Source organism: Variovorax sp. PAMC26660 (assembly GCF_014302995.1).
Taxonomy (GTDB): Bacteria; Pseudomonadota; Gammaproteobacteria; order Burkholderiales; family Burkholderiaceae_C; genus Variovorax.
Genome location: NZ_CP060295.1, coordinates 4,761,534 through 4,780,625 on the forward strand (window position 1 = coordinate 4,761,534; position 19,092 = coordinate 4,780,625).

Below are 19,092 nucleotides of genomic sequence, written 5' to 3' on the forward strand. Positions count from 1 at the left end.
CTTATCTCGCGCTGATGCGGTAGCGGCTTTCCAGCCGGGCGCCCGCCGTCATGATCAGCAGGGAAACGCCCAGGTAGATCACCGTCGACAGCAGATACACCTCCACTGTCTTGAACGACTGGCTCTCGATTTCCCGCGTGGCATAGGTCAGTTCCGCAACACCGATGGTCATGGCCAGGCTGGTGTTCTTGAACAGCAGCACCGTGTGGCTCACCAGGGTGGGCAGCGCGATGCGCAGCGCCTGCGGCAGCACCACCAGGCGCGACGCCTGCAGGTAGGACAGGCCGATGGCACGCGCCGCTTCCAGCTGCGACTTGGGAATCGACCGGATGCCGGCGCGCAGCCCTTCGGAGACGTAGGCTGCCATGCACAGGCCGATGGCGATCAGGGCCAGCAGGAACTCGCTGTCGTGGGCATTGAGCCATTGCTGTGCCGCATGCGGCAGCAGCGCCGGCATGCCGAAGTACCAGAGGAAGACCTGCACCAGCATGGGCACGTTCTGGTGGTACTCGACATAGCTCGCGACGAAGGCCTTTGCCACGCGGTTGTCCGCCATGCGTATCACGGCCAGCACCGTACCCAGGATCAGGGCGAACAGCCACGCTGCCAGCGTGAGCTCGAACATCGTGAGCACGCCATGCCATATCCATTGCGGATATTCCCCTCGCGCCAGTACAGAGAAGTCGATCTTGCTACCCACGTCGTGCGCCTCGTTACATTGCCGTGCTCAACCCTTGATCTGTTCGACCCTGAAGGCGCGCTGCATCTTGTAGGAGGTCCCCGCGCCCAGCCACCGGTTGAAGATCTGCTGTGCCTCGCCGGACTTTTCCATCGCCTGCAGCGTGGTGTTCACATGCTTGATGAGGCCCGCTTCTTCCTTTCGCATGCCGATGCCCCAGGGCTCCAGCACCAGGGAGGGTTCCAGCACGACGATGGGCACGGTGCTCTCGGATTGCTGGCGGAACTTCGCGAGATTGAGTTCGGAGGCCGCCAACCCCTCCACCTTGCCCTGCTGCATTGCGAGGAAGGCGCTGGGTGGGTCCTGGAAAGTGATGGTCGCAGCACCCGGAATCACCTTGCGCACCAGCATCTCGGAGCTGGAGCCCTTGACCGCGCTGACGCGTTTGCCCGCCAGGTCCTTGAGGGCCGTGAAGCCGCTGTCCTTGCGCGCGGCAACCTTCTGCTCGCTCGCGAAATACTGGTCACTGAAGGCAATCTGCTCGGCACGCTCGGCGCTCCATCCCAGGTTGGCAATCACGGCATCGACGCGGCCTTGCTGCAGCTCGGGGATGCGCGCAGCCACCGAGATGAGCTTCAGCTCCAGCTTGACACCCAGCGACTTGGCCAGTGCCTTGCAGAAGTCCACGTCGTAGCCCTCCACTTCGCGCGTCTGGGCATTGGAAAAGCTGAACGGCTCGGCCGTCCCGAGGGTGCCGCAGGTGAACACACCCTTGGCCTTGATGTCGGCGAGCTGGTCCGCGCAGGCCAGGTTGGCCAGCAATGCCAGGCAGGCGCCGGCGATAAGGGTCGATGCGCTCTTCTTCATGGAACTACTCCGGAAAAGTTGTACGGAACGATGAAACGTCAGGACAGTTCGCGCAATGCGGCTTGCAGCAATTGCCCGCCCTGGTCGATCACGTCGACCCCTGTGGCGAAGGACATGCGCAAGTGGTTAGGCATGCCGTAGGAGGTGCCGTCGATCGCGGCCACGCCGGCGTGCTCCAGCAGGTAGTGCACGACATCGATGTCTGAAGAAAGAACGTTTCCCGCCGGCGTGGTCCGCCCGATCAATCCGGCCACGCTGGGGAACACGTAGAACGCGCCGTCCGGCGGGGCGCACTCGAATCCCGGCAGCGCCTGCAGCATCCGCACCATGTGGTCTCTGCGCTGCCCGAACAGGGCCGCGGCCTCGGCCACGCTTTGCTGCGGCCCATCGAGCGCAACCACTGCGGCCGCCTGGCTCACGGAACTGGGGCACGAGGTGCTCTGGGAGAGCAGCATGGTGATGGCCCGGATCAGCGCCGCCGGCCCTGCGCCGTAGCCGATGCGCCAGCCCGTCATGGCATAGGCCTTGGAGACGCCGTTGATCACCAGGGTGCGCTCGGCCAGCTCGGGCGTCACGTTCAATGGAGAAAGGTGCTCGGCGCCGTCGTAGACGAAGTGCTCGTAGATCTCGTCGGTCATCAGCCAGACCTGCGGATGCCGCTGCAGCACCTCGCCGAGCGCGGCCAGTTCGGCGCGGGTGTAGACCGCGCCCGTGGGGTTGTTGGGTGTGTTGAGCACCAGCCACCGCGTGCGGGACGTGATGGCCGCCTCGAGGGCCGCGGGCGTCAGCTTGAAGCCCTCGCTGGCCAGGCTCGACACCACGACCGGTGTGCCGCCATGCAGTGCCACCATGTCCGGGTAGGACACCCAGTACGGCGCGGGCACGATCACTTCGTCGCCTTCGTTCAGCGTGGCGGCGAAGGCGTTGTAGATGATGTGCTTCGCACCGTTGCCCACCGCGATGTTCTCGGACTGGTACGGCAACGCGTTCTCGCGCTGCAGCTTGTCCGCGATGGCCTGCCGCAGGGCCGGCGTGCCGTTGGAGACCGTGTAGCGGGTGTGTCCGGCCATGAGAGCCGCCACCGCGCCTTCGACGATGTGGCGCGGCGTCGGGAAGTCGGGTTCGCCGATGGTGAAGTCGACGATGCGACGGCCGGCCGCGCGCATTGCGTCGACGCGTGTCTTCGCCGCCATGCTGGGCGAGGGTTTGACGCCGCCGAGGCGTTGGGCCAACAGGATGCTCACTGAGTTGTCTCCAGGCAAGTCGATGGGAATGAGGCCGTGCGCTTCACGGATTCAGAGGCCGTGCGGCGCGAAGGCCTTGGTGAGCCAGGACTGCCCGGCCTTTCCGTTGGCGATCTCGGCCTTGATGGCGGCCTCGAACCGGGCGGTCTGCTCGATGGCGTCGAGCAGCCGTGGTGCCTCGGAGAGCGGAAAGCTCACGATGCCATCGTCGTCGCCAACCACGATGTCGCCGGGCTGCACGATCTGCCCACCCACGCAGACGGGCATGTTGACCGCGCCGGGTCCGTTCTTGTAGGGCCCCCGATGGATGGCGGCACGCGCATAGCAGGGAAAGTCGGCCTCGCGAAAGGCCGCCGAGTCTCGGATGGCACCGTCGATGACGAGGCCGGTGCAGCCGCGCTGCTGTGCGTAAAGCATGATGAGTTCGCCGACCAGTGCGTTGGTGGTGTCGCCACCGCCGTCGACCACCAGCACATGGCCGGCAGAGGCATCCATCAGCGCCTTGTAGATCAGCAGGTTGTCGCCAGGACGGGTCTTGACCGTGATCGCCGTTCCCACCAGCTTGCGCTGCCGGTGGAATCGCTGCAGGCCGACGATGCCGCTCAGCCGCTGCAGGTTGTCGCTGATGTGCGGGGTGGCCACTTCCCGGAAGGCGGCCAGCACATCCTGCGGTGCGACGGCCGGCGTCGGGTGAACTGCAAAACTGGAAGCAACCATGACAAACCGCCTCAACATCAATTCGATGGCGCGATTGTGAAAGTTGCCTAAAATTTCAAAAAGCGAAAAATTCCGGAGGAATTGGTGGAGAAAAAGGAAATCAACAAGGGTTTTTCCTGACCATGATGACGTTCAAGCAATTGGAGGCCCTCTATTGGGTCGTGCAGCTTGGAGGCTTCTCCCAGGCCGCACAGAAGCTCCACACCTCCACATCCGCCGTCTCCAAGCGCGTGCATGAACTGGAAGCCGGCTTCGACCTGGAACTGTTCGACCGGTCCCAGCGCACGGCCCGCCTGACGGAAAAGGGCGAAGAGATGTTCGTGCTGGCCAGGAAGCTGCTCGAACACAGGGACGCCGCCATCGACCAGATCGGCAAGCCCGAAGTCATCGAGCGCCGCGTGCGTATCGGCGTGACCGAGTTCACCGCGATGACGTGGTTGCACAAACTGGTCGAGGCCATCCAGCGCTACTACCCCAAGGTCACGATCGAGCCCGACGTGGACGCGAGCGGCAACCTGAAGGAAAAGCTCCTGGCGGACGAACTCGACCTGGTGCTGGTGCCGGATGTGTTCGCGCAAGCGCATCTGCCGAGCCACGTGGTCGGTGAGTTCTCCAGCGTGTGGATGTGCAAGCCGGGCTTCGTCGAGCCGGGCAAGATCTTCAGGCTGCATGAGCTGGCGTCGCGCCGGCTGCTGCTTCAGGGAAGCAAGTCGGGCGCCGGCATGGCGCACAACAGCTGGATGAAGTCGCAGGGCGTGCAGCCGTCCGACGTGATCATCGTCAACAACCTCGTGGCGATGATGGGCCTTACTGCCTCGGGGCTGGGCATCGGCTGCATGCCCGAGAAATGCCTTGCGCCCATGGTGGCCAGGGGCTCGCTGATGGTCGTGCCCTGCACGCCGGCGCCGCCGGTCATGAAGTACGTCGCCATGTACAAGGGTGATCAGCGCAGCACGCTGATCTCGTCGATCGTCATGCTCTCCCAGGAGTGCTGCGACTTCACGCGGATGTTCGAGATCTCTTCCTCGTGATCTCCGCGGCGGTTGATCCGGGCTGGTTCAACCCGCCTTTGCAGTCCGGTCGGCCGCGGCGGTGGGGCAGGATGCGGAGGGCTTTTCGGCTGTACCAGCCGCGTCCGTGCCGCACCAGTCGCCACCGAGCGCCTTCACGAGGAACACCGAGGTCAGCAGGCGCTGCCCTTGCAGTTGCGCGGCCTGTCGCTCCACCGTCAGCAGCGACTGCTGCGCGGTGATCACGTCGAGATAGGTCGAGGCGCCGCCTTCGTAGCGGCTGGTCGCCATGTCGAGCACGCGGCGCGCTGCAGTCACGGCGGCTTGCGCCTGGGTGTTGGCGCTGTCGAGCGCCGACAGGCCCGTGATGCCGTCTTCCACCTCCTGCATCGCGGTCAGCACGGTGCGGCGGTAGTTGCCCACGGTGACGTCGTAGCCGGCCTTGGCAAAGTTGACGTTCGCGCGCACGCGGCCGCCGTCGAACAGCACCTGCGTGGCCGACACGCCGACCGACCACAGCAGGCTGGGCCCGTTGAACAGGCTCTCGATCAGCCGGCTGTCCACGCCCACCGTCGGCGAAATCATGATGCTCGGATAGAAGGCTGCAGTGGCCACGCCGATCTGTGCATTGGCGGCGGCCATCGCGCGCTCTGCCGAGGCCACGTCGGGCCGGCGTTGCAGGATCTCGGAGGGCACGCCCAGCGGCACCGCCGGCGGCCGGATCTCGCGCAAATCGACCGCCAGCGCAAAGCTCGGCGCCGGCGTACCGGTGAGGGTGGCGAGCGCATGCTCGTATTGCGCGCGCTGCTTCTTCAGCACATCGACCTGTGTCAGCGTGGTTTCGAGCAGCGCCTGCTGCTGCGCCACGTCGAGCCCCGACACGGCGCCCAGGTCATGGCGCGCGGTAACCAGCTCCAGCGCGCGGCGCTGCAGGCCGATGGAGCGCGCGACCACGTCGAGTTCGATGTCGGTCGAGCGCAGGTTGAAGTAGTTGCTGGCGACATCGGCGCCCAGCAGCAGGCGCGTGTTCTCCAGGTCGGCCGCCGATTGCTCGGCCGAGGCGGTTGCGCCTTCGACCGTGCGCTGCACGCGCCCCGCCAGGTCCACCTCGTAGCTTGCGTTGAGCGACAGCGCGAAGTCGTTCTGTACCGTCGAGGCGTTGGCAGTTCCATAGCTGGTCAGCGGCCGGTTGGCGGAAATCTTGAGCCGCGAGGCGCGCGTGCCCAGGCCAAGCTGCGGGAACTGGCTGGCCGCACTGCCTGCGAGCGTGGCGCGCGCCTGCGCCAGCCGCGCATTGGCGATGGCCAGCGTGGGGCTGCCGGCCAGTGCCTGGTCCTGCAGCGCGTCGAGCTGCGCATCGCCGAAGCGTTTCCACCACGGGCCCTTGTCGGCGCTGTCGCTCGGGGTGCTCACGCGCCAGGGCTCCTCCAGCTTCCAGCTGACGGGCAGCGGGGTGTCCGGCGTCTTGTAGTCGGGGCCGACCGCGCAGCCTGCCGCGAGCAGGGCGGCGAATGCTGTGGCGAGCAGGCGCGGTGTCACGCGGGGGCCTTGGGCGTGGGCGCCTTCGGGGCCGCCGGTGCGGGCGCGTCGGGCGCCACCGCCACCACGTCGCCTTCGGCCAGCGAATCGGAGGGGTTGAGCACCATGCGGTCCTTGCCGTCGAGTCCGTCGATCACCTCGACGTTCTCGCCATAGTTGCGGCCCAGCGTCACGGCGCGCAGCCCGACGCGGCCCTGTGCATCGACCACCGCGATGCGCGTGCCCTCGGCGCGGAACAGCAGTGCGTTCGACGGCACCGTGAGCGAGCGGCTCGCCGCCAGCGGCAGCGACACCTGCACATAAGCGCCCGGCAGCAGCGCGCCGTCGCTGTTGGGCAATGAGACCTCGACCTGCATCATCCGCGTGGTCGTGTCGATCGAGCCCGCCGTGCGCGCCACCTGGCCCTTGAAGTTCTGGCCGCGCAGTTCGGCCTGTGTCACGACCACCGGCTGGCCCGGCTTGACGAGTTGCGCATAGGCCTGCGGCACGTTGATGTACACGCGCAGCGGATCGGTCTGCGCCAGCAGGAACAGCGCCCGCCCGGCGCCGCCGCCCGCGCCTGCGTCGATCAGGTCGCCCACATCGACATTGCGCCGGGTGATGACGCCCGCAAAGGGCGCCACCACGCGCTTGAAACCTTCCGTCTGCTTCAGCCGCTGCACGTTGGCATCGGCCGCCGCCACGTTCGATGTGGCTTGCGCGACGGCGCTGCGGCGCTCGTCGAGGTCTTGCTGCGAGACCACGTCCTTCTTGCGCAGCGCCTCCCAGCGCTCGGCCGTGCTCTGCGCGAGCTGCAGTCCCGATGCGGCCTGCGCCCGCGCCGCGACGGCCTGCGAAAGCTGCTGGTCGATTTCCGGCGTCTCGATCTCGGCCAGCAGCTCGCCCTTCTCGACGCGGCTGCCGATGTCCTTGGTCCAGCGTTTGAGGTAGCCGCTGGCGCGCGCCGAGATCGGCGACTGCACGAAGCCCTGCAGCGTGCCCGGCAGAGCGAGCGTCTGGCCGGCGGTGGGCGTGCGGGGCAGGGCGGTCTGCACATATTGCCTGGCGCGCTCGGCGGTGCCGGTTTCGAGTGCGCGCGCGTTGGCGATGCGCACGACCACCGTGCGCGTCGCGCCCAGCGCCAGCAGCGCGAGGACGATCAGCACCAGCCAGCGCGTGCGCCGCACGATCTGCCGGCGGCGCATCAATTCGCCTTCGCCTTCTTCTACCGCGATGGGGTGGATGGCCAATGCCGAGTGGCGTTGCTCCGTCATGACCAGCTCGGCGCCGGGCCGCTCCCAAGGCGAGCTGCGGCCCCCCGGGGGGGCAGCGAATACACGAAGTGAATGAGCGTGGGGGTCAAGTCCTAGTTCTCCTGGGGCGTTGCGCCCGCTGGCGGTTGATGCTGTGCTTCGCGTGCCGCCCGGCGGTGCGCAAGCCGACTGTGCACCCCCGCGAACACGGCGGGCACGAAAAACAATGTCGACACCGTGGCGAAGATCAGCCCGCCGATCACGGCGCGGCCCAGCGGCGCGTTCTGCTCGGCGCCTTCGCCCAGGCCCAGTGCCATCGGGATCATGCCGATGATCATGGCCAGCGCCGTCATCAGCACCGGCCGGATGCGGGTGGCGCCGGCTTCCAGCGCGGCCGACAGCGGCGGAATGCCCGCCTGCAACCGCTCGCGCGCGAACGACACCAGCAGGATCGAATTGGCCGTGGCCACGCCCATGGTCATGATCGCGCCGGTCAGCGCCGGCACGCTCAGCGTGGTGCCGGTGATGAACAGCATCCACGCGATGCCCGCCAGCGCGGCCGGCAGGGCGGTGATGATGATGGCCGCGTCCAGCCACGACTGGAAGGTGACCACGATCAGCAGGTACACCAGCACGATGGCCATCGCCAGCCCCACGCCGAGACCGATGAACGACGACTGCATGGTCTGCACCTGCCCGCGCATGTCGACCCGGCTGCCGCGCGAAAGCTTGGGCCGCATCTCGTCGACCAGCTTTTGCACCTTCGACGCCACGCTGGCCAGATCGGTGCCCTGCACGCTCACGTACACGTCGATCACCGGTGCGATGTTGTAGCGCGACATCACGGCGGGCTGCCGGTCGGCCTGCGTGCTCACGAGATTGCCCAGCAGTTGCTGCGAGCCGGGCCCGCCCGCGCCGATGCCCGCACCCACCGGAATGTTGAGCAGCGAGTCGAGCGAATCGACGGTGTACTGCGGCGTCTGCACCGCGATGCTGTAGACCACGCCGTTCGCCGGGTTGAGCCAGAAGGCGGGCGCCGTCTGCGAACTGCCCGAGAGTGCGATGAGCACGTTCTGTCCCACGTTCGAGGCGGTCAGGCCGTACTGCTGCAGCCGCGTGCGGTCCATCTGCAGATTCAGCGCAGGGCCGTCCAGGCGCTGATGCACATGGGCGTCGACCGCGCCGGGAATCTGCCGGATCGCCTTGGTCAGTTCGGCCGCGCGCACGGCGTTGCCGGCCATGTCGTTGCCGCTGAACTGCACGTCGATGGCCGCGGGCAGGCCGAAGTTCAGGATCTGCGTGACGATGTCCGCCGGCTGGAAGAAGAACTCGATGCCCGGAAAGCGCTTGGGCAGCTCCGCCCGCAGCAGCGAGACGTGCTGCTCGGTTGGCTTGTGGCCCTCTTTCAGCGACAGCAGCAGCTCGCCGTCGAAGGTACCGATGGTGCCGGCGTTGCTGTACGACAGGTTGATGCCGCTGTTGGGCACGCCCAGGTTGTCCAGGATGGTTTCGAGCTGGTCGGGCGGCACCAGCTCGCGGATGGCGGCCTCGACCTGGTCGGTCAGGCGCGCGGTTTCCTCGATGCGGGTGCCGGTGGGTGCGCGCAGGTGCAGGCGAATCTGGCCGGCATCGACGGTCGGGAAGAAGTCGCGGCCCAGCGCCGGGTAGAGCAGGCACGACAGCAGGCAGAAGCCGAGAAACAGGCCGATGAAACCCGCGCGCTTGGACAGCACCGCCGACAGCACCAGCGTGTAGGCACGGCGCACGCGCTCAAAGCGTCGGTCGAAGGCACGGTACAGGCGCTGCAGCGCGCTTTGCCTTATGCCTTCGGGCGGCTGTTGCTGCTGCGCCTGGCCGTGCGAGCCGCTCATCAGCAGCATCACCAGCGTCGGCACCAGCGTGCGCGACAGCAGGTACGACGCCAGCATCGCGAACACCACCGCCTCGGCCAGCGGCACGAACAGGAAGCGCGCCACACCCGAGAGAAAGAACATCGGCACGAACACGATGCAGATGCACAGCGTGGAGACGAAAGCTGCCGAGCCGATCTCGCCCGCACCGACCTCGATGGCTTCCTTCAACGGCGTGCCCATGTGCAGGTGCCGTTCGATGTTCTCGATGGTCACGATCGCCTGGTCCACCAGAATGCCGACCGACAGTGCCAGCCCACCCAGCGTCATGAGGTTGAGCGTTTCGCCCAGCGAATACAGCACCAGGATCGAGGCCAGGATCGACAGCGGTATCGTCAGGCCGATGATGAGCGTGCTGCGCCAGTTGCCCAGGAACAGCAGCACCATCGCGGCCGTGAGTGCGGCGGCCAGGATGGCCTCGAACACCACGCCCTTGACGGCCGCCTTCACGAACACCGACTGGTCGAACAGCGGCGTGATCTTGATGTCTTCCGGCATCGTCTGCGCCGCGATGGGCAGCATGGCGCGAATGTTCGACACGATGTCCAGCGTGGAGGCGCCGCCGTTCTTGAGCACCGACAGCAGCACGCCGCGCACGCCGTCCTGGCGCACCACGTTGGTCTGCGGCGAGAAGCCGTCGCGCACGTAGGCCACGTCGCGCAGGTAGGTGGTGGCGCCATTCACGGTGCGCACCGGCAGGTCGTTCAGGCCCGCGATGGCGTCGGGCGAACCGTTCATGCGCACGTTGTATTCGGTGGCACCGAACTTGGCGGTGCCCGAGGGCAGGATCAGGTTCTGCGTGTTGACCGCGTTCACCACGTCGGCCGGCGACAGGCCGCGCGCCTGCAGCGCTTGGGTGTCGAGGTCGACCGAAATCAGCCGGTTCTTGCCGCCATAGGGAAAGGGAATGGCCGCGCCCGGCACCGTGATGAGCTGCGGGCGCAACTGGTTGACGGTGGAATCGAACAGGGAGTTTTCAGAGCGCGTGGGGCTCGACAGCGCCAGTTGGATCACCGGCACGCTGGAGGCCGAATACTTGATGACCAGCGGCGGCGTGATGCCCGGCGGCAACTGCCGCACCTGCGCCTGCATCGAGGCCACCACCTGCGAGATGGCCATTTCGATGTTGGCGGTCGGCTGGAAGAACACCTTGATGATCGACACGCCCGCCAGCGACTGCGATTCGATGTGCTCGATGTCGCTGACCGTGGTGGTCAGCCCGCGTTCGACCTGGCCGGAGATGCGTTGCCCCATCTCCTGCGCCGGCAGGCCGGTGTAGCTCCAGATGACGCTGACCACCGGGATGTTGATTTCCGGGAAGATGTCGGTGGCCATGCGGGCCAGGACAAATGGCGTGGCCAGCACGATCAGCATCGCCATGACGATGAAGGTGTACGGGCGACGCAATGCGAGCTGGACCATGGACAGGGCTCTCTGCTTCCGACGGAAAAAGGTTTCGCATCATAAGGAAGTAGATTTAAGTTTGCTGGCGCCTCTTTTTAGGGCGTGGCGCTTTACCAAAAGGGTGCATATGGACGGGGTATGGCTGGTAGTGATGGGCGTGTCGGGGTGCGGCAAATCGAGCCTGGGAGCGGCGTTGGCGACCACCCTGGGCCTGCCGCTGATCGAGGGAGACGACCACCATCCGCCGGCCAATGTGGAAAAGATGAGCCACGGTATCGCGTTGACCGACGAAGACCGGGCCGGCTGGCTGGCGACGTTGGGCCGTGCATTGGCCGATGCGCCGCAGGGCGCGGTGCTGACCTGTTCGGCGCTCAAGCGCATCTACCGTGACCAGCTACGGGCGGCGGCGCCGGGGCTGCGCTTCGTGTTCATGGCCATCGAGCGTGCCGAGTCCGAGCGGCGGGTGGCCGCGCGGGCCGGGGCGGGCGAGCACATGTTTCCGGCCAGTCTGGTGGCCAACCAGTTCGCGACGCTCGAGTCGCCAGTGGGCGAGGCGGGCGTGTTGGCGGTCGATGCGACTGCGCCGTTGGGGACGCTGGTCGGGCAGGTGAGAGCCTGGTTACCTGTCGGCTAGTTTTTGCCGCGTGTTTGTGTTCGGGGCGGGTGCGGGTTCATTCAGGGCGAGTGCGAATGACACCGGGTGCTCCCCTCCGCGAATGTCCCCCGCTTCGCTCCTCCTTTATTTCGCTGCGGGGAGCACCCGGCGTCATTCGCACCTGGACACGCTGCTGGTGATCGCCGATCAACCACCGCTCTGTCCAACGCTCACGTCGATACGGGGCTCTTTTTAGCTAAATAAAGGAGGAGCGAAGCGGGGGACATTCGCGAAAAAGAGCCCCGTGTCGGCGTGTGCGTCGCCCTGAACAGCAGCGCCAGTTTCCAACCAGCCCCGACAGTGGAATTCAGCGCTCTTCCAACGCCAGCAGCAGCCGCGTGACGTTCGGATTGCCCGGGTCGCGTTGCAGCCTGAATCCCAGCTTGCGCGCGAGCGCCAGCATGGCGGTGTTGTCGTAGAGGGTGATGTCCGCCAGTTGCTTCACGCCAGCTTCGGCAGCCGCATCGATCAGCTTGCGCAGGAGCTTCTCGGCCAGCCCGCGGTGCTGCCAGGCATCGGCGATGACCACGGCGAATTCGGCCGTGTTGCTGGTCTGTAGCGTGTCGCCGCGCACATAACGAACCACGCCCATCTGCTGCTCGGCACCATCGACTTCGGTGGTCGCGATGAGCGCCAGTTCGCGGTCGTAGTCGATATGGGTCATGCGCCAAAGCTCGTCGGGCTGAGGCTTGCGTGGCGACAGCAGGCGGTGGAAACCCGTTTCGTTCGACAGCCCCGCCACGAAGGCGGAGTGCATGGCCAGGTCTTCGGCGCGGATCGGGCGGATGCGCACCAGCGTGCCGTCGCGCAGTTGCCAGTCCTCGACCAGGTGGCTGGGATAGTCGAGGGCCGGCATGGCGGCATCAGCCGATGACTTCGGGCCAGTCGGTGTGGAAGAACTGGCCTTCGGGCTTGTCGATGCGCTCGTACGTATGGGCGCCGAAGAAGTCGCGCTGCGCCTGCAGCAGGTTCGCCGGCAGCCGTTCCGTGCGGTAGCTGTCGTAGTAGGCCAGCGAGGCGCTGAACGCCGGCACCGGAATGCCGTTGCTCACCGCCAGCGACACCACTTCGCGCCAGCTTTGCTGCGTGCGGTTGAGCAGGTCCTTGAAGAAAGGGTCGAGCATCAGGTTGCCCAGTGCCGGATCGGTGCGGAAGGCGTCGGTGATGCGGTTCAGGAAGCGCGCGCGGATGATGCAGCCGCCGCGCCAGATCGACGCGATGCCGCCCAGGTCGAGGCCCCAGCTCTTCTTGTCGCCCATCGTCTTGATGAGGTCGAAGCCCTGCGTGTAGCTGATGACCTTCGAGGCATAGAGCGCGTCATGCACCTTGGCCACCAGCGCCTTCTTGTCGAGCGACAGTTCGATCTTCGGCCCCTGCAGCACCTTGCTGGCGGCCACGCGCTGCTTCTTTTGCGACGAGAGCACACGCGCCTCGACGGCGGCGTTGATGGTGCTGATGACCACCGCGTTCTCGGCCGCGTTGATCAGCGTCCACTGGCCCGTGCCCTTCTGGCCGGCCTTGTCGAGAATCAGGTCGACGATCGGCTTGCCCGTTTCCGGGTCTTTCTGTTCCAGCGCCTTGGCGGTGATCTGGATCAGGTAGCTCTGCAGCTCGCCGTCGTTCCATTCGTTGAAGATCGTGGCCATTTCGTCGGTCGTGAAGCCGGCCGCCTTGAACAGGCTGTAGGCCTCGCAGATGAGCTGCATGTCGCCGTACTCGATGCCGTTGTGCACCATCTTCACGTAGTGGCCCGCGCCGCCGGGGCCGATGTGAATGACGCAGGGCTGGCCGTCGACCTTGGCTGCGATGCTCTCGAAGATCGGCTTCATCACTTCCCAGGTCGACAGCGGGCCGCCCGGCATGATCGACGGGCCCTTGCGCGCGCCTTCTTCGCCGCCCGAGACGCCCGCGCCGATGAAGCGCAGGCCTTTGCTCGACAGGTAGGCGTCGCGGCGCTCGGTGTCGGTGTAGAGGCTGTTGCCGCCATCGATGACGATGTCGTCCTTGTCGAGCAGCGGAATGAGCTGCTCGATCACCTGATCGACCGGTGCGCCGGCCTTGACCATGATCTGGATCTTGCGGGGCTTGGCCAGGCTCTGCACGAACTCTTCGAGCGTCTTGGCGCCGACCAGCTTCTTGCCGGGGTTCGCGGCAACGAAGGCCTCGGTGGTGGCTTCGGTGCGGTTGTACACGCTGACCTGGAAGCCACGGCTTTCCACGTTCAGCACGAGGTTCTGGCCCATCACGGCCAGGCCGATCAGTCCGAAATCGCTTTTGTTGCTCATGGCCCTTCTTTCGTATGCGGTGGGAGACGGTTGGAGATGGCGGTCATTGTGCCGGGGGCTGCGCCCGGCTGGCGTGGGAGGGCGCCTATACCCGCTTGGCAAATGCGCCCGGGCTGGCTATCTTGGCGGCATGAGCGCCATCGCCCCCGCAGCCACCCCGATCCACACCTGGTCGACCGATGCCGTGTCGCCCTCGAAGCGGTTGGACTATTGGGTGGGCGCGGTCTGCGAAGGGTTTCTGGAGATGGACGTGACCAGCCCGGCGGCAGGGGATTTCGGCGCGACGCTGGTGTCGGCGCCGCTCGGACCCCTCGTCGTCAATCAGGTGCGCGGCAGCGCGCAGGACGTCTACCGCACGCGCCGGGCCATTGCCCAGAGCCGCCACAACTATTTCTACCTGCTGTGCAAGACCGATTCGGCCTGGGTCACCGTGCAGGACGGCCGCGCCGCACGGCTGCTGCCGGGCGACGCGGTGCTGGTCGATTCGCGCCGCCTCTATGAATTTCATCTGCTGCAGTCGGCCGACACCATTTCGCTCGAACTGCCGACCGCCTGGGTCGATGCCTGGCTGCCCGACGCCGGCGACCAGGTGGCGCGCCGCATCGACGGGCAGGCGGGCTGGGGCGGCGTACTCAGCAGCTTCGTTCGCCAGTTGACGCCAACGCTGGCTGCGAACCCGCCGCTGCCGGCCGAACTGCTGGGCGATCAGCTTGGCGGCCTGCTGGCACTGGCCATGGGGCATGGCCCTGCGCAGTCGGTGGACGAGGGGCGTGCCGCGCTGCGGCGGCACGTGCTGGAAGCCACGCGCGAGCGCCATGCCGAGCCCGGCCTCACGGCCGCCAGCGTGGCGCGCGGGCTGGGCATTTCGGAGCGCAGCCTGCACCGCTGCCTGGGCGAGGGCGCCACCACCTTCGCGACCGCGCTGACCGGCTTTCGCATGCAGGTGGCGCAGCGCATGCTGGGCAATGCGCGCTTCGACCGCCTGAGCATCGCGGAGATCGGGTTTCGCGTCGGCCTGGCCGATGCATCGCACTTCGTTCGCCAGTGCCGCCGGCATCTGGGCAGCACGCCCGGTGAATTGCGCCGCCGCCGTTGACGCCGCGCAACCCCGCGCTCAGATGCTGCGCAGGTTCACCCGCTGCGACAGCGCTTGCGCACTCTCGCGCCGCTCGCTGTACCGGTCGACCAGATGGTCCGCGCAATCGCGTGTGAGCAGCGTGAACTTGATCAGCTCTTCCATCACGTCCACCACGCGCTCGTAGTACGGCGAAGGCTTCATCCGGCCGTCGTCGTCGAATTCGAGGAAAGCCTTGGCCACCGACGACTGGTTGGGGATGGTGAGCATGCGCATCCAGCGTCCGAGCACGCGCAACTGGTTCACCGCGTTGAAGGACTGCGAGCCGCCCGACACCTCCATGACCGCGAGCGTCTTGCCCTGCGTGGGCCGCACCGAGCCGACGGCCAGCGGTATCCAGTCGATCTGCGCCTTCATGAGCCCGGTCATCGCGCCGTGGCGTTCGGGCGATGTCCACACCATGCCCTCGGCCCATTGCGCGAGTTCGCGCAGTTCCTGCACCTTCGGATGGTCGTCGGGTGCGCCGTCCGGCAGCGGAAGGCCGTGGGGGTTGTAGATGCGCGGCTCGGCGCCCATGGCCTGCAGCAGGCGCGCAGCCTCTTCGGTCAGCAGGCGGCTGTAGGAGCGCTCGCGCAGCGATCCGTAGAGCAGCAGGATGCGCGGGGCGTGGGTGGCGCGCTGCGCGGGCAGCAAGCGTTGCAGATCCGGCTTGTGGAACGCGTCGGCATCGAGGTTGAGCAGCTCAGGGCTTGGCGACACGCTGGCCCTTTGCGTCGATGACCAACTCGCCGTCTTCCTTCGCGAAGGCACCGCGCTGCGGACGCGGCAGGATGTCGAGCACCGCCTCGGAAGGTCGGCAAAGGCGCGTGGCGATCGGCGTCACCACGATGGGCCGGTTGATGAGGATCGGGTGCTGCAGCATGAAGTCGATCAACTGGTCGTCGCTCCATTTCGGATCGTCCAGGCCCAGTTCGTCGTACGGCGTGCCCTTGCGGCGCAGCACGTCGCGCACCGGCATCGCCATCGCGGCAATCAGGCGCTGCAGCGTGGCGCGGTCCGGCGGGTGCTTCAGGTACTCGATGACCTCGGGCTCGTCGCCCGTGTTGCGGATCAATGCAAGCACGTTCCTCGACGTGCCGCAGGCTGGGTTGTGATAGATCGTGATGTCGTTCATGGGAGTGAAGTCTTTGATGGGGTGATGTGTCAGCCGAGGCTCAGCCGCAGCGCCAGTGCTGCCAGCGTGACCAGCAGCACCGGCACCGTCAGCACGACGCCGACCTTGAAGTAATAGCCCCAGCCGATGGTGGTGCCCTTCTTCGCGAGCACATGGAGCCACAGCAGCGTGGCCAGGCTGCCGATGGGCGTGATCTTCGGGCCCAGGTCGCAGCCAATCACGTTGGCGTAGACCATGGCCTCTTTCACGATACCGCTCGCACTCGATGCGTCGATGGACAGCGCACCGATGAGCACGGTCGGCATGTTGTTCATGACGGACGAGAGCAGGGCCGCGAGCACTCCGGTGCCCAGCGCCGCGCTCCACACCCCGCCCTGGGCGAACACATCGAGCAGCGAGGCGATGTGGCCGGTCAGCCCGGCATTGCGCAGCCCGTAGACCACGAGGTACATGCCCAGCGAGAAGACGACGATTTGCCAGGGGGCCTCGCGCAGCACCTTGCGTGTGTCGATCGCGTGGCCGCGCGCCGCCACCGCGAATAGCACCACGGCACCGAAGGCGGCCACGGCGCTGACCGGCACGCCGAGCGGTTCGAGACCGAAGAAGCCAACGAGCAGCAGCACCAGCACGACCCAGCCCGCGCGAAAGGTTGCGATGTCGCGCACGGCGGTGGCGGGTGCCTTGAGCTGTGCCACGTCGTAGCGCGCGGGAATGCTGCGGCGGAAATAGAGCATCAGCATCGCCAGGCTGGCGAGCACCGCCGCGATGTTCACCGGGACCATGACCGCCGCGTACTCGCTGAAGCCGATCTTGAAGAAGTCGGCCGACACGATGTTCACCAGGTTGGAGACGATGAGCGGCAGGCTCGCCGTGTCGGCAATGAAGCCGGCCGCCATCACGAAGGCCAGCGTGGCGGCGGGCGTGAAGCCGAGCGCGACCAGCATCGCCATCACGATGGGCGTGAGGATCAGCGCCGCCCCATCGTTGGCGAAGAGCGCCGACACCGCCGCGCCCAGCAGCACGATGAACGCGAACAGCAGCCGGCCGCGCCCGCTGCCCCAGCGCGCTACGTGCAAAGCAGCCCACTCGAAGAAGCCGGCCTCGTCGAGCAGCAGGCTGATGACGATCACGGCGATGAAGGTGGCGGTGGCATTCCACACGATGCCCCAGACGACCGGTATGTCCGAGAGCTGGACCACGCCCAGCGCCAGCGCAATCAGCGCGCCGAGCGAAGCGCTCCAGCCGATGCCCAGGCCGCGCGGCTGCCAGATGACCAGCATGAGCGTGAAGACGAAGATCAGGACGGCAGTCAGCATGTCGGCGAGCGCAGGTGTTGGGGCTTCAGCAGCCGCAGGCCGCCGCGCCGTCGGCAAGGCAGGGCTCGCCCTGGCAACAGTTTTTCGTGAGGTAGCCGAGCAGGGCGTTCATGCGATCGAAGGCCGCGCGGTAGATCAGGTTGCGGCCCTGCCGCTCCTGCGAGATCAGCCCCGAATTCGTCAGCTCCTTGAGATGGAAGGACAGGCCCGTGGCGGGCACGCCGAGCGCTTCGGTCAGCGCACCTGGCGTCAGGCCCTCGGGCCCGGCCACCACCAGCGTACGAAACACCCGCAGGCGAACGGGCTGCGCCAAAGCAGCCAAGGATCGGACGACATCGTTTTCTTCCATATTTCAAGTATCGTTGAATTATTGAATGAAGGCAAAGGGCCGGGCGCGAAACGGCCATCGGGTTGGCAGGCAGCGGCCATCGGCACCGCCATGCCTTTCCTACAGTGGTGCTCCTTCACCTACCAGAAGGAGACACCCATGTCCGACACCTATGTTCTCGTCCACGGCGCCTGGCACACCGGCGCCGAAATCGAAGCCGTGGCCGATGGCCTGCGCGACGCCGGCCACACCGTGCATTGCCCTACGCTCGCGGGCAACCGCGCCGGCGACGACCGCGCGCACACCAGCCTCGGCGACGCGATCGACTCCGCCGTGCGCTACATCGAGGAGAAAGACCTCACGCAGGTCCGCCTCGCAGGCCACAGCTACGGTGGCATGGTGATCTCGGGCGTGGCCGACCGCATCGCGCAGCGGCTGCGGCGGCTGGTCTACATCAATGCCTTCGTGCCGCTCGACGGCGAATCGCTCAACGACATGGTGCCGCCGCACTACGTGACGATGTTCGATGCCATCGCCGCAGCCAATGGCAACGCGGTGATGCTGCCCTTCGAGATCTGGCGCGAGGCCTTCATCAACGACGCCGACCTCGCGCTCGCGCAAGCCGCCTACGAGAAGCTGAACCCGCATCCGTACCGCACCTTCACCGACAAGATCAGGCTGCAGAAGCCGCTGGCGGAGTTGGCACTGGGCAAGTCCTACGTCAACTGCCAGCAAGACACCGCGCTGCCGCACAGCCTGCCGTGGCATCCGCGCCTGTCGGAGCGGCTGGGGCTGTTCAGGTTGGTGGAATGCCCCGGCAGCCACGAGATGTTCTTCTCGAATCCGCAGCGGCTGGCGCAGGCCATCGGGGAGGCGGGCCGGGACTGACGACGCTTGCGCACCGGCGGTTTCTTCGTCACCGTACAGCATCTAATGTTTTCGAGAAACGGGCTCTTTCCCCAAGTGGAAAGCACTCGGCAACGATCTTCGTTACTTGCGTGGTCGAGTGAATGGCCGTTGCGCATTCCAGGGGGAATCCTTGTGCTGTGCCTTGAGCAGCGTATTCAACTTGCTCATACGCAATCACCCAGTGTTTATATCTGCGCGCCTTTGGAGTCGGATAACGCTTGGCTATTTGGTCAACAAACGGAGGAGGAAGCAAGCTAGTTTGCACTTGGACGGCGTTGGCCCCGGCCTTGATCCCTGCTACTGCCGTGACGGATTCGGCTTTCTTTCCTAGTGCAATCGCCGCCTCGCGCCGGTCGAACTCGCTAGCGTAGGGCGATGCTGGTTTCGGACTTGAGTACCGCTCGATCGTTACTGAGCGAGAAATTTCACAAGCAGTCCGACTAAGCCCATCGATCAAGGCAGGAGGAGGAGTCGAGCACCCCGGAAGATTCGAATCGGCACTGGCTGCACGCATCAAAAAAAAAGCGACAAGCAAAGCAATACCTTGTCAGACCGCATCATTCAAACGACTCCAAATGCTGGTGAACACAGTTTGCCTCTCGGTGGCATGCAGAGGGACTGCATCAGCGGACAAACACGGAAAGAGTGCGGAGTAGTTTGCAGAGCCCGCTGCTTTGCGCAGTTGGCGACCGGAGCTACAAAGAGCGGAGCTGAGGGCGCAATCCGGGCCTCAAGTTGCAATTGCCTA

17 protein-coding genes are annotated in these 19,092 nt (G+C 66.1%); 4 read left to right on the forward strand and 13 right to left on the reverse strand.

All coding sequences use genetic code 11. The features are described 5' to 3' along the window. Position 1: 1 nt before the first annotated feature. The 4 genes from H7F35_RS22425 to H7F35_RS22440 are packed head-to-tail and all read right to left on the reverse strand — an operon-like array spanning position 2 to position 3,507. Complete coding sequence (locus tag H7F35_RS22425) at positions 2-700, reverse strand: amino acid ABC transporter permease (protein ID WP_187108781.1); 699 nt, start codon at positions 698-700, stop codon at positions 2-4. A 27-nt stretch (positions 701-727) separates the two neighbouring features. After that, the gene (locus H7F35_RS22430) at positions 728-1,546 is read right to left on the reverse strand and encodes an ABC transporter substrate-binding protein (RefSeq protein ID WP_187108782.1); all 819 of its coding nucleotides are present in this window, start codon (positions 1,544-1,546) and stop codon (positions 728-730) included. A 38-nt stretch (positions 1,547-1,584) separates the two neighbouring features. Further along, positions 1,585-2,790: a pyridoxal phosphate-dependent aminotransferase gene (locus tag H7F35_RS22435; RefSeq protein WP_410010724.1), complete on the reverse strand. Its 1,206-nt coding sequence runs from the start codon at positions 2,788-2,790 to the stop codon at positions 1,585-1,587. A gap of 51 nt (positions 2,791-2,841) precedes the next feature. After that, a complete protein-coding gene (locus H7F35_RS22440) occupies positions 2,842-3,507 on the reverse strand; it encodes an RraA family protein (protein WP_187108783.1) in 666 nt (221 codons plus the stop codon). Between the two features lie 125 nt (positions 3,508-3,632). Here H7F35_RS22440 and H7F35_RS22445 point away from each other — a divergent pair, with 125 nt between their 5' ends. After that, positions 3,633-4,538 (forward strand): LysR family transcriptional regulator, encoded by a 906-nt coding sequence (locus H7F35_RS22445; protein ID WP_187114373.1) that lies wholly within the window; start codon positions 3,633-3,635, stop codon positions 4,536-4,538. Positions 4,539-4,565: 27 nt separating this feature from the next. On the opposite strand, the gene H7F35_RS22450 is transcribed toward H7F35_RS22445, so the two are convergent. The 3 genes from H7F35_RS22450 to H7F35_RS22460 form a co-directional block, all read right to left on the reverse strand. Further along, complete coding sequence (locus tag H7F35_RS22450) at positions 4,566-6,056, reverse strand: efflux transporter outer membrane subunit (RefSeq protein ID WP_187108784.1); 1,491 nt, start codon at positions 6,054-6,056, stop codon at positions 4,566-4,568. Then, positions 6,053-7,309 carry an efflux RND transporter periplasmic adaptor subunit gene (locus tag H7F35_RS22455; RefSeq protein ID WP_187108785.1) on the reverse strand — a complete coding sequence of 419 codons (1,257 nt, stop codon included), beginning with the start codon at positions 7,307-7,309 and terminating at the stop codon, positions 6,053-6,055. Before H7F35_RS22455 ends, H7F35_RS22450 begins: the two co-directional genes overlap by 4 nt. Before the next feature lie 92 nt (positions 7,310-7,401). Next, positions 7,402-10,626 carry an efflux RND transporter permease subunit gene (locus H7F35_RS22460; RefSeq protein ID WP_187114374.1) on the reverse strand — a complete coding sequence of 1,075 codons (3,225 nt, stop codon included), beginning with the start codon at positions 10,624-10,626 and terminating at the stop codon, positions 7,402-7,404. On the opposite strand from H7F35_RS22460, the gene H7F35_RS22465 reads away from it, so the two are divergent. Further along, positions 10,553-11,236, forward strand: a complete 684-nt coding sequence (locus H7F35_RS22465) for a gluconokinase (RefSeq protein WP_315970461.1) — start codon at positions 10,553-10,555, stop codon at positions 11,234-11,236. The two genes, H7F35_RS22460 and H7F35_RS22465, sit on opposite strands and share 74 nt — an antisense overlap. A gap of 328 nt (positions 11,237-11,564) precedes the next feature. Here the strand turns inward: H7F35_RS22465 and H7F35_RS22470 are convergent, their stop codons facing one another. Together H7F35_RS22470 and gnd are read right to left on the reverse strand one after the other, a co-directional pair. Continuing rightward, positions 11,565-12,113, reverse strand: coding sequence for a GNAT family N-acetyltransferase (locus H7F35_RS22470; RefSeq protein ID WP_187108786.1), 549 nt, complete (start codon positions 12,111-12,113; stop codon positions 11,565-11,567). Between the two features lie 7 nt (positions 12,114-12,120). After that, positions 12,121-13,542, reverse strand: coding sequence for a decarboxylating NADP(+)-dependent phosphogluconate dehydrogenase (gnd, locus tag H7F35_RS22475; protein WP_187108787.1), 1,422 nt, complete (start codon positions 13,540-13,542; stop codon positions 12,121-12,123). 130 nt (positions 13,543-13,672) lie between these two features. On the opposite strand from gnd, the gene H7F35_RS22480 reads away from it, so the two are divergent. Next, positions 13,673-14,638, forward strand: a complete 966-nt coding sequence (locus H7F35_RS22480) for a helix-turn-helix domain-containing protein (RefSeq protein ID WP_187108788.1) — start codon at positions 13,673-13,675, stop codon at positions 14,636-14,638. A gap of 18 nt (positions 14,639-14,656) precedes the next feature. On the opposite strand, the gene arsH is transcribed toward H7F35_RS22480, so the two are convergent. The 4 genes from arsH to H7F35_RS22500 are packed head-to-tail and all read right to left on the reverse strand — an operon-like array spanning position 14,657 to position 17,456. After that, entirely contained in the window at positions 14,657-15,376 is a 720-nt protein-coding gene (arsH, locus tag H7F35_RS22485; protein ID WP_187108789.1) for an arsenical resistance protein ArsH, read from the reverse strand. Continuing rightward, a complete protein-coding gene (gene arsC, locus H7F35_RS22490) occupies positions 15,360-15,791 on the reverse strand; it encodes an arsenate reductase (glutaredoxin) (RefSeq protein ID WP_187108790.1) in 432 nt (143 codons plus the stop codon). Before arsC ends, arsH begins: the two co-directional genes overlap by 17 nt. A gap of 29 nt (positions 15,792-15,820) precedes the next feature. Next, entirely contained in the window at positions 15,821-17,107 is a 1,287-nt protein-coding gene (locus H7F35_RS22495) for an arsenic transporter (protein WP_187108791.1), read from the reverse strand. A 25-nt stretch (positions 17,108-17,132) separates the two neighbouring features. Next, complete coding sequence (locus H7F35_RS22500; protein ID WP_187108792.1) at positions 17,133-17,456, reverse strand: ArsR/SmtB family transcription factor; 324 nt, start codon at positions 17,454-17,456, stop codon at positions 17,133-17,135. Between the two features lie 138 nt (positions 17,457-17,594). Between H7F35_RS22500 and H7F35_RS22505 the strand changes: the two genes are divergently transcribed. Further along, positions 17,595-18,323, forward strand: a complete 729-nt coding sequence (locus tag H7F35_RS22505; protein WP_187108793.1) for an alpha/beta fold hydrolase — start codon at positions 17,595-17,597, stop codon at positions 18,321-18,323. The last annotated feature ends 769 nt before the right edge of the window (positions 18,324-19,092 follow it).

Excerpts from the sequence above, each read along its gene's own strand:
- H7F35_RS22495 (WP_187108791.1), bottom strand. The coding sequence starts at position 17,107 with ATGCTGACTGCCGTCCTGATCTTCGTCTTCACGCTCATGCTGGTCATC.
- gnd (WP_187108787.1), bottom strand. The coding sequence starts at position 13,542 with ATGAGCAACAAAAGCGATTTCGGACTGATCGGCCTGGCCGTGATGGGC.
- H7F35_RS22430 (WP_187108782.1), bottom strand. The coding sequence starts at position 1,546 with ATGAAGAAGAGCGCATCGACCCTTATCGCCGGCGCCTGCCTGGCATTG.
- H7F35_RS22470 (WP_187108786.1), bottom strand. The coding sequence starts at position 12,113 with ATGCCGGCCCTCGACTATCCCAGCCACCTGGTCGAGGACTGGCAACTG.
- H7F35_RS22445 (WP_187114373.1), top strand. The coding sequence starts at position 3,633 with ATGACGTTCAAGCAATTGGAGGCCCTCTATTGGGTCGTGCAGCTTGGA.
- H7F35_RS22500 (WP_187108792.1), bottom strand. The coding sequence starts at position 17,456 with ATGGAAGAAAACGATGTCGTCCGATCCTTGGCTGCTTTGGCGCAGCCC.
- H7F35_RS22505 (WP_187108793.1), top strand. The coding sequence starts at position 17,595 with ATGTCCGACACCTATGTTCTCGTCCACGGCGCCTGGCACACCGGCGCC.
- H7F35_RS22480 (WP_187108788.1), top strand. The coding sequence starts at position 13,673 with ATGAGCGCCATCGCCCCCGCAGCCACCCCGATCCACACCTGGTCGACC.
- H7F35_RS22455 (WP_187108785.1), bottom strand. The coding sequence starts at position 7,309 with ATGACGGAGCAACGCCACTCGGCATTGGCCATCCACCCCATCGCGGTA.
- H7F35_RS22440 (WP_187108783.1), bottom strand. The coding sequence starts at position 3,507 with ATGGTTGCTTCCAGTTTTGCAGTTCACCCGACGCCGGCCGTCGCACCG.
- arsC (WP_187108790.1), bottom strand. The coding sequence starts at position 15,791 with ATGAACGACATCACGATCTATCACAACCCAGCCTGCGGCACGTCGAGG.